Source organism: Mucilaginibacter gossypii, assembly GCF_017569325.2.
Taxonomy (GTDB): Bacteria; Bacteroidota; Bacteroidia; order Sphingobacteriales; family Sphingobacteriaceae; genus Mucilaginibacter; species Mucilaginibacter gossypii.
This window is the reverse complement of the sequence record NZ_CP071878.2, coordinates 3,401,308-3,416,562: the sequence shown is the minus strand read 5'-3', so window position 1 is coordinate 3,416,562 and position 15,255 is coordinate 3,401,308. Positions and strand designations below refer to the sequence as shown.

Annotated in this window: 11 protein-coding genes; 5 read left to right on the top strand and 6 right to left on the bottom strand. The window is 43.3% G+C overall.

Features of this window, described 5'->3' with window-relative positions; all coding sequences use genetic code 11:
* Positions 1–43 precede the first annotated feature (43 nt).
* The 6 genes from J3L18_RS14215 to J3L18_RS14190 are packed head-to-tail and all read right to left on the bottom strand — an operon-like array spanning position 44 to position 6,302.
* Positions 44–1,123: a hypothetical protein gene (locus tag J3L18_RS14215; RefSeq protein ID WP_129571894.1), complete on the bottom strand. Its 1,080-nt coding sequence runs from the start codon at positions 1,121–1,123 to the stop codon at positions 44–46.
* Positions 1,110–2,795 carry an FAD-dependent oxidoreductase gene (locus tag J3L18_RS14210; protein WP_129571893.1) on the bottom strand — a complete coding sequence of 562 codons (1,686 nt, stop codon included), beginning with the start codon at positions 2,793–2,795 and terminating at the stop codon, positions 1,110–1,112. The genes J3L18_RS14215 and J3L18_RS14210 overlap by 14 nt, the downstream gene beginning before the upstream one ends.
* A complete protein-coding gene (locus tag J3L18_RS14205; protein WP_129571892.1) occupies positions 2,773–4,281 on the bottom strand; it encodes a polyamine aminopropyltransferase in 1,509 nt (502 codons plus the stop codon). Before J3L18_RS14205 ends, J3L18_RS14210 begins: the two co-directional genes overlap by 23 nt.
* 5 nt (positions 4,282–4,286) lie before the next feature.
* Positions 4,287–4,466 carry a hypothetical protein gene (locus tag J3L18_RS14200; RefSeq protein ID WP_129571891.1) on the bottom strand — a complete coding sequence of 60 codons (180 nt, stop codon included), beginning with the start codon at positions 4,464–4,466 and terminating at the stop codon, positions 4,287–4,289.
* Entirely contained in the window at positions 4,463–5,947 is a 1,485-nt protein-coding gene (locus J3L18_RS14195; protein WP_129571890.1) for a DUF4178 domain-containing protein, read from the bottom strand. Before J3L18_RS14195 ends, J3L18_RS14200 begins: the two co-directional genes overlap by 4 nt.
* 1 nt (position 5,948) lies before the next feature.
* Positions 5,949–6,302 (bottom strand): S-adenosylmethionine decarboxylase family protein, encoded by a 354-nt coding sequence (locus J3L18_RS14190; RefSeq protein ID WP_129571889.1) that lies wholly within the window; start codon positions 6,300–6,302, stop codon positions 5,949–5,951.
* A 409-nt stretch (positions 6,303–6,711) separates the two neighbouring features.
* Here J3L18_RS14190 and J3L18_RS14185 point away from each other — a divergent pair, with 409 nt between their 5' ends.
* From J3L18_RS14185 to J3L18_RS14165, 5 genes are all read left to right on the top strand, one after another.
* Positions 6,712–7,335, top strand: a complete 624-nt coding sequence (locus tag J3L18_RS14185; protein ID WP_091171034.1) for an RNA polymerase sigma-70 factor — start codon at positions 6,712–6,714, stop codon at positions 7,333–7,335.
* A gap of 56 nt (positions 7,336–7,391) precedes the next feature.
* Positions 7,392–8,474: a FecR family protein gene (locus tag J3L18_RS14180; RefSeq protein WP_091171038.1), complete on the top strand. Its 1,083-nt coding sequence runs from the start codon at positions 7,392–7,394 to the stop codon at positions 8,472–8,474.
* 160 nt (positions 8,475–8,634) lie between these two features.
* Positions 8,635–11,979, top strand: a complete 3,345-nt coding sequence (locus tag J3L18_RS14175; protein ID WP_129571888.1) for a TonB-dependent receptor — start codon at positions 8,635–8,637, stop codon at positions 11,977–11,979.
* Between the two features lie 30 nt (positions 11,980–12,009).
* The gene (locus J3L18_RS14170) at positions 12,010–13,566 is read left to right on the top strand and encodes a RagB/SusD family nutrient uptake outer membrane protein (protein WP_129571887.1); all 1,557 of its coding nucleotides are present in this window, start codon (positions 12,010–12,012) and stop codon (positions 13,564–13,566) included.
* A 189-nt stretch (positions 13,567–13,755) separates the two neighbouring features.
* Entirely contained in the window at positions 13,756–15,243 is a 1,488-nt protein-coding gene (locus J3L18_RS14165) for an arabinan endo-1,5-alpha-L-arabinosidase (RefSeq protein WP_129571886.1), read from the top strand.
* The last annotated feature ends 12 nt before the right edge of the window (positions 15,244–15,255 follow it).

The window sequence follows — 15,255 nt, the reverse complement described above, 5'->3', positions numbered from 1 at the left end:
GCGCCGCCAATCCTGGCGGCGTTTTTACCAATCCCAGTTGGTGCTACGCTTCTTGTTGCTTTCGCATACGCCATATAAAACCATCAAGTACATAATGGGTTGATTGTGGCAAGGCTAAAAGCGGAACGGTTAAGGCCAGGATCATATCGCTGTTAATGGATGGTAACCCTGCAAAGATCCTGAATACCGAAACGTGCTCTTTCCAGATAAGGCCATCCCAAAGACCTTCTTCTACATAAGCAAACAAAATAAGCAGGCCGATAAATGAAAGTACCCCGTATTTGCTAAAGGTAAACTTCATAAACCTGGTTCGGTAGCTTTTTTGACCGGTAAATTTTTTCTGCTCATAAAACCATACTAATGCCATGTACGGAATGCCATGCGATACCACGTTGAGCGTGGTGAAAGCCATATCGCCATTATAATATACAATCCCGAAATACCACGACAGGAACGTGCCAAGCACCACCATGTTTTTGGGTAAATTAAACTGTTGTTTTTTAATGTAAAGCCATACTTCCTTAATGATAAACAGCGCTATGCTAAGGAGGTAGATGACTTTGGCGGCTATAAGTAAACCATCAAAATGGAATAAAACAAAATCCCCGTTAACAAACCAGTTGAAGTTTTTTTTGTAGCCTGCAAAATGCCAGTATAGCAAGGGATATATGGTAGCTATATAAATAGCTGTATTGTCAATATACTTTAATAATGATGTTTGATTTTCCCGGCGCGAGTAAATGCGCAGAAAACCATACTGTTGCCTGATGAAGTGATAGACGGCAAGGTAAGCTAATAGCCGCCAAAAAAATATACCGCCGGCCAGGTAAAGCATCACACCACCTATATAACAAAACAAGGGAACAGCTATCAGTATATGCGGCTGCTTTTTAAATTCGGGCGGATTAAAATAAGTTCTGTAAAGGGTGCTGTAAACATGGGCTACATCAATCATTACAATCAGCACAACCCAATACTGCACCGGCATAAGCGCTGAGTTTTTAAATTGTGCCGGAAAAAGCGCTACGGTAAGCAGCGCAATAAATGGAGGCGACAGGATGAAGACCCCATCGGTAAGGCTATTCTTTACCCATGGTTGGGTACCTGTTTTAAGCTGCTCCATTGTTATGTTCAATAACTTGCTGTGCTGCCCGGATGCCCTGGTGAAAGGCCTCTTCAAAAATGGAAATCCCGCTTAGATCGGTATGCGCAAAAAAGATTTGATTATTGATAGCCTGCTTTGCTTGTTGGCGGTTACTGCCCCAAATATAATTTACCGATGGTGCTATCATGCCATGGCCCCAAAGCCACATATCGGCCTGTTCAATATGCCCGGTTATGCCGGGGTGCATTTGTTCCATTTCGCTTACCACTATATCCAGCCATTGTTCATACGTGCGGGTATAGGCGGCAAGGCGGGCCAATCTGGGCTCTTTATCGCAAAGCGGTAGGTAGTAGGTGATGACCTTTTTGGCTTCTACCAGTTTTGTGTCCTGCTGGTCGGCATTTACATAACCTACTGATGCCGTGTTGTAAGCCACATTATCCCAGCAAAGCACCATGCCTTTAGCTGCAGTGGGGATTTCGTTAACGGTAAGGTTGGCGATGAGCCATGGCGAATAATGCAGCTTACTTGTGTCAAAGCCCGGTCGTGCTATGTTTTTAAGCAGTTTTTGATTAACAAATTGAGGCGATGCCATGATCACTTTGTCAGCATGGAAAACAGCAGATGTATTTTGTTTTAGATCGAGGACTTTTACTGCAACTTTACCGTTGTTACCCAATTGAATATCATACGCTAAATGCGATGTATGGATGTGATCTTTAATGGGCTCCCGTAGTTTTTTCATTAACCAGCCGTTACCCTCGGGCCAGGTGATTACTGCGTTGGGATCGGCATTGGCAGCTGTTCCTTTCCTGGCCGAAAAATAATGCAGGCCGGCCCAGGCACTAACATTCATGGCCGGTGTACCATAATCATCCTTGCAGCAATAGTTTAGGTACCACAATAGATAGGGTGAGCTAAAGCCGTTTTGTTGTAAGTAGTCATGAAAGCTTATCCTGTCGAGCTTACGGTAAGTATCATCTGCCGAGCTGTTATCCAACGGGATATCAAAAGCGTATTTGCCATCGTTGCCCCGGGCATTTTTGAGCTGGGCTATCAGGTTGAAAAAGCGAATGACCTGTTTGCGGTCATTATCGGTAACACCAAAATCGGGTACTATGCCTTCCTGCCAGTGGCCGTTGATGAGCAGGCGTTCTTCAGGGTCGAAACAGAGGTAAAACTCGTTGTAAAAGGGTTGCTCTTTTTCATCAAAGTGGGTTATTACGCCATTCTCCTGTAAAAAGTCTACTAATGGTTTATCGTAATTATTTACAATAGGAATGTAATGAGCACCCAATGGGTAAGAGGAAACACTGTTTGTGCCAAAGTAGGCGTTGCCGCCGGTATGGTCTTCCAGTTCCAGTAATTTAAAATCTGTTTCTCCCTGTTTCTGTAGCCATCTTGCGGCCGATAGCCCGGAGATGCCGCTGCCGATGATCAGTGTTTTAACTGATTGCTGCGAGGATGGAATTGGCATAGGCAACTTATCGCGCAGTGCATGACCCGCTTTTGCGTTCGGCCCCGAAAGTTTACCTTTTATGTGTGCATAAGCCGGTTTACCACCACCTATTTTACGGATGCACCCGTTCAAAAAAATAGCGCCTGTTACCAGGCCAGCCTGCAACAGGAATGACCGGCGGCTTAAAGGTTTTACGCCAGATGAGCGGTTATAAAACAGTCGACCACTCATCTTCAAAGTATTTTACTAAGATCTGGTTGTTTAGCTTGTTTACCTGCGCCGGTACCCGAGCCATATCCTTGGGGAAGTAAAGCATTTGCTCAAGACATTGTTTCGACATAAAGCGCAAGCCCGGCAGGTAATGATCTGGTACCTTATAAACAGGTTTGCTCATGGCCATGATATAGCCCCATTCGCCAAAAGATGGTACATAGTTGTGGTATGGTACTGTATGCAAACCAACAGATTGCAGTGTTTTTTCAACCGTGTAGTATGATTTTGGAGCTACATATGGTGATGTAGACTGCACCACCATAATGCCATCGGGTTTAAGCAGGTGTTTAACAATAGCATAAAAAGCATTGGTGTACAGCTTGCCTACCGAGTAATTTGATGGATCCGGAAAGTCGATAATAATGGCATCATAAACTTTACGTTGCTCGCGGGCCCATGAAAAAGCATCAGCATTAATAACCGTAACCTTGGGTGAAAGAAATGAGCGGTTGTTCAGTTTCAACAACATTTCGTTGGTGCGGAACAGTTTGGTCATTTCCTTATCCAAATCAACAAGGGTAACGGTTTGAATTTGTGGATATTTCAGGATCTCGCGTACCGCCAGTCCGTCGCCTCCGCCCATTACCAGCACGTTTTTAGCATCAGGCAATGCCTGCAATACCGGGTGGATCAATGCTTCATGATACCGGTATTCATCAACCGAACTGAATTGCAGGTTGCCGTTGAGAAATAGCCGCAGATCGCGCCCTTTTTTGGTGATGATAATGCGCTGATATGGCGTGCTTTTTGAAAATATAATGGTGTCGCTGTACGTTAAACTTTCGGAAAAATTAGTGATGGTGTTGGCGTATATAAAGCCGGTTAATAACGCCACAAGGCTAATCATAGATGCGCTTTGCAGGTATTTAGCCCCTTTAATTTCATGTTTAAAGTTGATGCAGGTAATCAACGCCACCAGCACATTCAACATGCCAAACAAATAGGCGGTGCGTACAATACCCAGGTAGGGGATAAGCAGCAGCGGGAACACCAGTGATGCTATCAAAGCACCAATATAATCGAATGTGAAAACCTTTGATACCAGGTCCTTAAATTCAAACCTGTCTTTCAAAATTCTCATTAACAGAGGGATTTCCAGGCCAACCAATATCCCGGTGATGGAGATAAGGCCATACAGGATGATGCGGAATGAACTTACACTTTCAAATACCAGGAAAAGGATTGACGAGCTCGTACCGCCTACAAGGCCTACCAATATTTCAATGCGGATAAACCAGCCTAACAGGTTTTTATCAAAATATTTGGATATCCATGAGCCCAAACCCATCGAAAACAGGTAAACACCAATAATGGTTGAAAATTGGGTAACCGAATCACCAAGAAGATAGCTGGCCAAGGTACCTGCTATCAACTCATAAATAAGGCCGCAGGTGGCAATTATAAAAACCGAAACGAGTAATAATACGGGGAGTTTTTTATTCATGTCTGTTATTTGTGATAAAACCTAACCCCATAACCCGAGTGCGCTACCGTACCATGATACCCTGCATTACGTTCTACATCATTACCTTGCCAAAAGGCTATGCCATTAAATGCATCGAAAGTAAAATACACTACTATCAGTGATGCTATAACTATATATGCTATGTTTGATTTGATGAGTTTCATTCGTCGTCGTCTTTTTGATAAGGTGAAAAATCGCTGTTCATCCAGCGGTTAACTTCAAATCTGCGTGCGCGGTACCAGCAATACAGCGGATAAAGGCACAGTATTAAAAATGTGATCAGAATATTTCTCCACAAAGTCACACTTTCGGTAACCTTTACATCAAGCGAATTAACCAAACTTGAACCCGAATAAGGATACATGTTGATATGGTATTTGCCCGGGGGTATTTCTGAAAGCAAAACAGTTTCCTGTAAGCCGCCTTCCGACCAGCTTTCGCCGTCCTCAACACCGTGATAGTATTCAATGTCTTTGGTAAGGCTCCAGGTTTGATTGTCTTTTTCGCTTACCAGTTCAATAGTTGTGGAAAGCCAGTTGTTATCAACTTGCGATGATAGTTCTATTTCCAAAGGCACCGGGCCATCTTCTATTTTAAATGTTGGCGTTTTGAATGATTTAAATTCAAAGTTGCCTGCGCTGTCAGGCTTTACATTTGCACCGGCAGTGTCCCGGGCAAATGAGTCAATGGCTTTGGCGCTGTCCTGTAATATGTTACCTATAGCGGTAGCTGTACTATCGGTTGTTTTATGATCCCCAGTAACCATAACACTTTTTCTTTTTGCAGTATCTGCAGGCCGGGGCGGTAAATCAAGCGAATAGCTATGTTCAAGTAAAACTGTTTCGGGCCGCAGGTATCCAACCCAAAGTTGTATCGATAAAAAAGCGATAATGGCAATGCCGCTTATCATCAAGGCGCCATTCCAGCGTGCCCTGTGTTTGGACGCCTGGTTTGCCCCAATACCAACTTTTGAAGGAAAGTTACCCAATGAAATTTTAAAAGCAGCTGCGATCTCTTGCTCTTCAATGTATTCGCCAAGATACCAGTCCTCTTGTTGGGTACGCTGATTTTGCTCCCATGTTAGTAAAAATGGTGGCCTGATGTATTCATGCGCTTTGATCCTTTCGTCGCGGATATCCCAGTCAAATTCTCCGATGAGCGAGTGAATTACGGGGCGGTAAGAGTTAAAAAGGTTAAACTCAAGCCCCTGGTATAAGGCTGTATTTTCGAGGCTCTTTTTTGATTTTTCAAGATCAGGAAAAAAGCTTATGCCTGCAATTAGCGACCAGTGCCCATCAAATTCGGCCAAAAAAGCGTAGCCTTTGGCGTAATTGTAAAGCATGTATTCGCGCCATTGGTATTGGTTGTAGGCTGCTTCCTTCTTTTCGATATAGGCTATCACTTTATACTCCACATCGCGGAGCAGACCTTCGGTACCTATGGGCAAAACAGGTTTGTTTTGAATTGAAACAAGGCGGTCTTTAACGTAAGGTTTACCATCAGTGCCAAATAACAGGTAGGAGTAGCATGAAGGGCAAGCCGCTGCCTCACAAGCAATATGATCATATAGTGTGATGGGCTTGTGGCAATTAGGGCAGGTAATCGAATCCGAAAAAGGAAATGCTTTAGGGTTTAATGTGGCCATGCTATCTCTTTATTTCGTTTTTCTGTAGTTCAACGCCTTCAAAAAAGGCAAGTACGCTGCTGTATAAAGCACGTGCCTTGTCATCATTTTCGCGCTGGTAATTAGAAAGGAACACATCAAATGTAGCTGTGCCATATTCGGGCCAGGTATGGATAGACATGTGCGACTCTGTAAGGCAAACAACCGCAGTAAAGCCGCCACCCTCAAAATCATGATAAACTTCACCAACCTTATTTAGCTGGAAGCGGGTAATAAGCTCATCGAATAATTGATGACAATCTGCACTGGATAACAGTTGGCTATGTTTAGCAGATGTAAATTCAGATAAAATGTGAAGTCCAGGTTTGTAGGGCATTAGTGTAAATAAATTCGGAACTAAATATATGAAAATATTTATTGTACCTGTTTTTTGATTTTATTCCCCTGAAGCGGTTAATTGGGATGGGAAACATTAATTTAAATCAAAAAATGCGTTGGTTTATTATTGTTTATTTGACAATTAAAATTAATATTAAGTACAGGTAAAAGTCAGGCAGTTGGATTTTATGCTATTTGAAGGCGTTTTTTAGCTGTTGTATGTTTTAGTTGGATAAAACAATTTAGCATACCGTATTTTGTAAAGGCAAAAAAATATTTTAATTGTTTTTTGAACAATTAAAATAAAATGTCATATCTTAGATTTTAATTAGGGCAATGACTTTGCTTTAATGAAGACCAATAGCCAATTATATTAATTTAACTATACAAGAACTGTTTCACGGTTTTTGATCAAAGTAAATACAACCGATAAGGAGATGCTGGACACCGAGATTAGGTACTTACTTAATGATATTGCTTTAAACAGCAGCAGGGCTTCCTTTAAAAGGCTGTACCTGGCTTATTATGGTAAATTATTTAACCTGGCAAAATCACTGGTAAAGCAGGATGAACTGGCCGAAGAAATCACCAACGATGTTTTCATGAACCTTTGGGGGCGCCGGGCTTCTATTGCGGAGATCAATAACCTTACTTATTACTGCTATACATCGGTTAAAAATAAGTCGCTTACCTGCCTATCCAAAAATCAGCTTAAAAGCGTAAATATTGATGATATAAACGTAGACGTTGCCGATTCGGGCGCTACAGGTGAAGACAAGCTGGTTTATGAAGATCTTACCAAACTCATCAATACTACTTTAAACAAACTTTCCGAACAATGCCGCCTGGTTTTTAAGCTGATAAAAGAGGACGGCTTGAAATATCGCGAAGTAGCCGACCTGCTCGATATCTCTATAAAAACGGTTGAATACCATATGGGCAACGCGTTGAAAACCCTTGCGCAAGGGTTAAAAGACACCGAAAAAGCGGCGATGCCTGCCAGTCCCGAAAAAATTTCAAAAAATATTTGATCTGCCCACTGGGGTATCCTGATTATTTACAGTCTTTATATATAGAGCTGTAAATAATGATCAACAACATCTGGATACTTATTGGTAAAAAGTTAAATGGTGAAGCTTCGCCCGAAGAGTTACTTGAACTTGAACAACTGTTGCAGCAACAGGAAGCCGCCGGTATGTACCCAATGGATGGACTGGAAGCGATCTGGAAAAATGATCAGCAAGCAAGCCAGGATGAAAAGCTGTTAAGCAAATGGGATGCTTTTGAAACCGAACTTGATGTCATTGAAGAAAAAGAGGCTGAACAAGCCGCTCAAATTATCTCAATCCAAAGCAAAAGAAAAAAAAACGGGATCATTAAACTGGGATCGTTATTAGCTGCCGCATGTTTGATGCTGGGCATATTTTGGTTTACCCGCAAAGAAACTATCACTACCGGGAAACCCAATGAAATAACTGCTCCTAAAAACGGCATCAGCAAAATTCAATTGCCCGATGGCAGTCGTGTTTGGCTTAATATGGGCAGCAAGCTTACTTATAATAATGATTTTGGCACCGAGGAAAGAAAAGTATCCCTGGTGGGTGAGGCTTTTTTTGATGTTGTTAAAGATCCGCAGCACCCTTTTGTAGTTACTACCACAACTATCAGTATCAGGGTGTTAGGTACTAAATTCAATGTGCGTTCATATAATAATGATAAAACATCCGAAGCCGCACTCATTCGCGGTAAAATTGAACTTACCGTTTTAAAAAATCCCGAAAAAAAGATCATCCTTAACCCATCAGAAAAAATTACGGTGATCAACAACCAGGAACTGCAACTTAAAAGTAATACCCCAACATATAAGATAGCCGAAGAAACTCCGCTTATAGCACTGAGCCGCATTCACCAGGCCAAAAAGGATACCTTGCCGTCAGAAGCCTTATGGCTTGAAAATAAACTGGCCTTTGACGCTGAAGATTTTGAAAACATCGCCCAAAAAATGGAGCGCAGATATAATGTGAACATCGTTTTTGAAAATGAAGATGTAAAAAAGCTGCGCTTTACGGGGAAATTTCAAAAAGAATCGATTAATAAGGCTTTATTGAGCCTGCAGAAAACGGCGGCGTTTCGTTATAAAATTGACACTAACCAAATTGTAATTTATTAATTAATAAACCTTTATGAAAGAGCCTATGCGTAAATAAGTATCAAATCTGAAACCATAAAAAATGGGAAGATGTTCCCGCATCCCCCCATTATAATGTGGTACAAGTTAACTACCAGTCCTTCTATAAACCAAATAGTTAAAATAACCTTAATGCTAAATTATGAAAAAAAATGCACACCGCATTAACCCATTGCGGCTGAACCAATTTTTGAAAGTACTTCTTATGTTTAAATTTATCTGTATCCTGGTACTCGCCTCCTCGTTGCAGGCGTTTTCAAAGGGATATGGTCAGACCCGCATCAACGTTAATTTTCAAAACATGCCCCTGAAAAAGGCGTTAAAGGAAATCGAAAAAAAGTCTGACTATCGCTTTTTGTATAACGACGATATGTTGTTGAAAAACGATATGCCCGCCAGTTTAAATACAAAAGATGCATCGCTTGAAGAGGTGATGAAAATTGTACTTAGCAATACCAACCTGAGTTATACGCTGGGTGATAATAACCTGGTTATACTTACAGAAAAGGGCAAGGCAATGGCCCCCGGTACTGTGAGTGGTAAGGTAACCGATGATGAAGGCCTGCCTTTGCCTGGCGTTACTGTAAAAGTAAAAGGGACGAACGTAAGTGCACAAACCGACGTGCAGGGCCGTTATAATATAAAAATACCCGATGTTAACACGGAAGGTGTGGTGCTTGTATTTTCATTTGTTGGCTACACTTCACAGGAGGTGACAATAAGTGGCAATTCGCTCATCAATATACAGTTGAAAGCAGCATCCAATTCTTTAAACGAGGTAATTGTGGTTGGATACGGCACACAGAAAAAGGAAAATCTTACAGGTTCGGTTGCTGTGGTGAACGTAAAGGACGCCAATAAACGTGTAACTCCCGATGTTGCAAGGGCCTTGCAGGGGCAGGTTGCGGGCGTACAGGTAAATGGTTCAGGTGTACCGGGCGAAGGCGTTTCTATCCGGATTCGTGGTGTGAGCTCGCTGATCAACAACAACCCGCTATATATCATTGATGGTGTACCAACTATGGAACCTTTCGATTTCCCTACAACTGATATCGAAAGCATGCAGGTAATTAAAGATGCGTCGGCAGGTGCCATTTATGGTTTCCGCGGTGCCAATGGTGTGGTTATCATCACTACTAAAAAAGGCCGCAACGGCGCCATGAAGATCAACTACAATGGTTATGCAGGCTTCCAGAAAAATCCAAAAACACTGTCTGTTACTGACAGGGTAGGGTACCAAAAAATTGCCAATGCTGCCGAAACCAATGCTGGCTTATCATTGGCTCCGGGCAATGATCCGTCATCAAGCAAATTTATCAGCAACGTAAATACCGACTGGCAAAAATCGGGCTTCAGAACAGGCTACACCCAAAGCCATGACCTTGGCTTATCCGGCGGTAACGAAAACATGAGCTATAACGTCGCCTTTGATTATTTTAACCAAACCGGCACAACCGTGTCTGGCCCTTCATATACGCGCTATAACCTGAGTGGTAATATCCAGGGTAAAAAAGGCATCGTGTCTTTCGGTACTAAGTTTGCCTATACCGAAGGCGATTATAACAATCTGGCATATCCACATTTACATGGTACAGGTAACCAGATAGTTGATCTTGTTACAGCTATCCCTACCATGCCTATTTACGATCCTAACCGTGTTGGTGGTTATGGCGGTGTTGATCAAAATACCCAAAGGGCCATCTCTTTGAATATTATTGGTGTAAATAATTTGTTAAACAGCACGGGGCAACGCAATCGTATGCTGGCATCGGCATGGATGGAGATTGAGTTTATCAAAAACCTGAAATATCGTCTTAACGCAAGCTATGACCGTAACGATTTCAAGAACACTTATTTCGACCCTATTTATGACCTGGGCTGGTTTTATCCCAACACAACGGCTTACTACAGCGATGCCCGTGGTAATTACTATACCGCCCTTGTTGAAAATACGCTGAGCTACAAATTCAATATCAAAAAGCATAATGTAGAATTACTGGCAGGTACGGCTTATCAAAAAGATAAGAATGATAACCTTACCGGTATAGCCTATAATCTGCCGCAGCCATACCTGTTTGCGTTTGATAATGTGAGTAACACTACCGATAAAACAGTATTTGGCAACAGCAACGAGCGTAAATTTTACTCGCCAATATTTGGCCGCGTAAACTACAACTATGATGATCGTTACCTGCTAACCGCCAATTACAGGCGTGATGGTACATCGCAGTTGCCAGCGTATAACCGCTTTGGTAATTTTGCCGGCGTATCTGTTGGCTGGAATATCAATAAAGAAAAATTCCTGCACTTGCCCGAAGCTATTACCCAATTAAAATTAAAGGCGGGATACGGTACACTGGGTAACGTAAATGCGCTTGCATTTTACCCATACCAAGCCGTTGTAAATGCCAATGCCAGTTATGTATTTGGTAATACATTGGCGCCTGGCGCAACCCAAACACAGGTATTTGACCAAACTAACAAGTGGGAGCAAAAACGTACCACCAACGTTGGTTTGGATTTGAGCCTGTTTCAGGATCGGTTAAGCTTTTCGTCGGAGTATTATGTTAACAAAATTATAGGCATTCTTTTACCTGTGCCAATCCCGGTTTCCGTAGGCGCTATTAACACTCCACTGGTTAATGCTGCTTCTTTTACCAATAAAGGTATTGAGTTTACGGTCACTTATCGCAGCAGGGATAACGGTCCGTTCAATTACACCATCAGCGCAAACGCTTCAACGGTTAAAAATAAAGTATTATCCTTAGGTAATGGCGGTAACCCAATTTACGGTGCATACAGCAAAACAGCTGTTGGCGGTGAGGTAGGCGAGCTGTATGCATTTAAAACCGAAGGTATTTTCAAAGATGCAGCAGATGTAGCGGCTCATGCCACCCAAACAGGGGCAGCCCCGGGCGATGTTAAGTTTGTTGATACTGATCATAACGGCATCATCAATGATAACGACCGTGTTTACTTAGGCTCCGCTATACCAAAACTTTACTATGGCTTTAACTTCAGCGCTAATTATAAAAGCTTTGATGCATCAGTATTTATACAAGGTAACTATGGCAGTAAAATAGCCAATGGGGTGTACCAGTCTTTAATGACAGGCCAATATACCAATGCCAGCACTGATGAATTAAATTACTGGACACCAACTAATACCAACACCAACGTGCCCCGCCCTATCATAGGTGATCCTAACGCCAATAACCGCAATTCGGACAGGTTTATTCAGAGCGGCTCTTACGCCCGCCTGCAAACCGCGCAATTGGGTTATACGCTCCCAACAAGTTTGCTGAACCGTACACATGTGATCAGGAGCTTGCGGGTTTACCTGTCTGGACAAAATCTGTACACCATCACTAAATACAAGGGCTTCGACCCGGATTTTATTAACGATGGTACCATTAACCGCGGTTTTGATTATGGTTCGTTCCCTAATCCGCGCACTTTACTGGTAGGCTTACAATTAGGATTATAAAAACTGATTAACGATTTAACATTATTTATAATGAAAACGATATATACAAAGGCATTATTAACGCTATTGTTGGTAGCTGCATTTGCCATGGGATGCAAAAAGAGTGATTTAACCACAGTAAACCCTAACGCACAAACCACCCAAACGTTTTGGCAAAATGCCAGTGATGCCGTAAAGGGAATCAATGCGGTATACGGCAGTTTAATCATTGATGGTTCATACATGCGCTTTTCGCCGATAGTGGAAAACACAAGGGGCGATGATGCGACAAGCTATAGCCCCTGGGACCAGATCTATAACATGGGTAAGTTTAATATGCAAAGCACCGGTGCCGGTGTGCTGTTTTCATGGACAGCCTACTACCAGGGTATTTTACGCGCAAACGAAGTGCTGAAATATGTACCCGCCATTAATATGGATGCCGAACTGAAGAAACGTGTATTAGGCCAGGCTTATTTTCTGCGAGGCCTGTACTATTTTCACCTGGCCGATTTTTATAAAAACGTGCCTATGCCGTTGGTTCCTGCCGGCTCAAGTGCCGATTATTTCCAAAAACAACAACCTCAGGATGTAGTTTGGGCGCAGGTGATCAGCGATTTTAAAGCTGCCGAAGGCATGCTGCCAACAACTTACAGCGGCTTATCGCCCGATGGACAGATTGGCAGGGCTACCAAGGGAGCAGCAGCGGCGTTTCTGGGGAAAACCTACCTGTTCACAAAAAAATATGCGGAAGCTGCTGCCGAGTTCAAATCAGTTATTGATATGGGTACTTATAGCCTTGTGCCTAATTACTACGATAACTTTTTTGCCAATAATGAAAATAACTCCGAATCGATTTTTGAGGTTCAGTTTTCAAGGGATGCCGGAGGTACTGATCTGGGTTGGGGAGGCGATCCGTCATCAGGATGGGGCCGTACATCTGCCCGTGCCATCACCTTTGGCGCAGCGAGTTTTGGTTTTACAGATGTGCAGCCAACGCCTGCATTATACAATGAATATCTGCAGGAAAAAACAACCAGCGGCGGTGTCGACCCACGTTTGGATGTAACTATGTATTACAACAAACCCGGCGAAAAATTATATAACCAGGATTTTTCCGCCCGCTACGCCGGCAGCTCCTCATTAAATGCCCTGTTTTGCCATAAGTATGAAAACGGCGACAGCGGCCAGGCCGATGAGTATGACTGGAGATCAGGTATCAACGAAAGATTGATGCGTTATGCTGATGTACTGCTGATGTACGCTGAGTGTTTGAACGAATTGGGCCAGACAAACGATGCTTATCAATACATCCAGCGGGTACGCAGCCGTGTTGGTTTGCCAAACTTAGCTACGGTAAAACCGGGCATGAGCCAGGCTGAGATGCGCGATCAGATAGGTCACGAACGTTTCCTGGAGTTTTCGTTGGAAGGTCACCGTTTTGATGATATCCGTCGCTGGGGCTGGTTACAGGATGCAGCTAAACTGGCCTGGCTAAAATCCCGCGACCCGGAATTTAATACCTATACCGCAGGTAAAGAGTATTTGCCGATACCGCTTAGCGAAGTGCAAACCAATGTTGGTTTGGTACAAAATACAGGGTATTAGCCCCATCCAACCTTAGTTAACAACCCTTGTCATTTCGATAGAGCAAGGGGGGACGAGCGAGGGGGCGAGAGAGAAATCTTGTACGATACACAAAGCGGATAAGCAAGTCCACAAAGTATGTAGTATAAGATTTCTCGCTATCACTCGAAATGACATGAGTTTTTAGATAAGAACGAGACGAACACGACGATGAATACAGCGAAAAATCTATATTTAATAACCGCATTGACAACAGTGCTGTTTTCCTGCTCAAAAAAGGAGACACCTGCACCAGCTAAAACGGATACTACCACAACTCCACCGGTAACTACGACGTTTGATATCAACAGTATCAGTGATACTTATGCGGATATTGCGGCATTTACCTATTATCCGAAGTGGACAGTGTATAACGTGCATGACCCATCCATTAAAAAGTTTGGTGATTATTATTATTGCTATAGTACTGATGTAGCTTTTGGTACTGATGTAAGGCCGGGCCTGCAAATCCGCAGGTCGAAGGATTTGGTGCAGTGGGAGTATGTAGGCTGGGTATTTTCGTCATTGCCGGCACAGGGATCGGCCTATATTACGGGTAAAGGCGGCACGCCTTATAACGCCTTATGGGCACCTTACGTAATGAAGGTGGGTTCGGAGTACAGATTGTATTATTCGCTTTCATCGCCTGTAGCACGCCTGAGTGTTATCGGTATGGCAACGGCTTCATCGCCTGACGGCCCCTGGACGGAGAAAGGCCTCGTTGTAACATCAGCCAATGATGCCAGTATCCAAACCAACGCTATCGACCCAACGGTAATAACTACAACAACCGGCGAACAATATATGTATTATGGCTCGGCCTGGGACGGGATCTATATCCTTAAACTTGACCCTTCAACCGGCCTGGCGGCCAGCTCGGGCGATAAGGGCAAGCGCATAGCTAACCGCGGTTTTACCGGCGGCAAATACAATGGTAACATTGAAGGTGCGGAAGTGATCTACAACCCCGATCTGAAAAAGTATTTCCTGTTTATCAGTTATGACTGGCTGCAAACCAAGTATAATGTTAGGGTAGGGAGGGGCGATAGCCCGACCGGTCCGTTTTATGATTATAACGGGCATGACATCAATACCAATGAAGATCATGGCCCCATGATCCTTGCGCCATACCAGTTCAGCAACCAAAGCGGCTGGCAGGGCACAGGGCATTGTGCAGTGTTTGACAACGGTAGCGGGCAATATTACATGGCGCACCAGGGCAGGCCGGGTATTAACTCGTACTTTATGGACCTGCACGTTCGTAAAATATCATGGACAACCGACGGCTGGCCAATAGTATCGCCTGAGCGCTATGCCAATGTTGCTCAAACAACTATAGCTGCGACCGATGTGGCAGGGACCTATGAAAAAATCACGCTGAATTATCATGTTGTACCGGGTTATGGTACCGAGCAAACCAATCCGGATTTCCAGGTTTCAACAACCTTTAAACTGGATGCTTCCGGTACTATTGATGGTAACGCTGCTGATAAATGGACATTTACCGCTCCATGGCTTGAGCTTAAATACAGCAACGGCGATAGTTACAAGCTAAAAGTTGAACGTGAGCGCGACTGGGAAAACAAAATAACATCAACCCTGATATTTACCGGGTTGGATAACCATGGCACCGCCATTTGGGGAAAGAGAAAACAATAGGTTTGTTTTTAT

Coding starts and splice junctions, on each gene's coding strand:
- J3L18_RS14215 (WP_129571894.1), bottom strand. CDS start 1,123: ATGGAGCAGCTTAAAACAGGTACCCAACCATGGGTAAAGAATAGCCTT.
- J3L18_RS14210 (WP_129571893.1), bottom strand. CDS start 2,795: ATGAGTGGTCGACTGTTTTATAACCGCTCATCTGGCGTAAAACCTTTA.
- J3L18_RS14205 (WP_129571892.1), bottom strand. CDS start 4,281: ATGAATAAAAAACTCCCCGTATTATTACTCGTTTCGGTTTTTATAATT.
- J3L18_RS14200 (WP_129571891.1), bottom strand. CDS start 4,466: ATGAAACTCATCAAATCAAACATAGCATATATAGTTATAGCATCACTG.
- J3L18_RS14195 (WP_129571890.1), bottom strand. CDS start 5,947: ATGGCCACATTAAACCCTAAAGCATTTCCTTTTTCGGATTCGATTACC.
- J3L18_RS14190 (WP_129571889.1), bottom strand. CDS start 6,302: ATGCCCTACAAACCTGGACTTCACATTTTATCTGAATTTACATCTGCT.
- J3L18_RS14180 (WP_091171038.1), top strand. CDS start 7,392: ATGATCAACAACATCTGGATACTTATTGGTAAAAAGTTAAATGGTGAA.
- J3L18_RS14175 (WP_129571888.1), top strand. CDS start 8,635: ATGAAAAAAAATGCACACCGCATTAACCCATTGCGGCTGAACCAATTT.
- J3L18_RS14170 (WP_129571887.1), top strand. CDS start 12,010: ATGAAAACGATATATACAAAGGCATTATTAACGCTATTGTTGGTAGCT.
- J3L18_RS14165 (WP_129571886.1), top strand. CDS start 13,756: ATGAATACAGCGAAAAATCTATATTTAATAACCGCATTGACAACAGTG.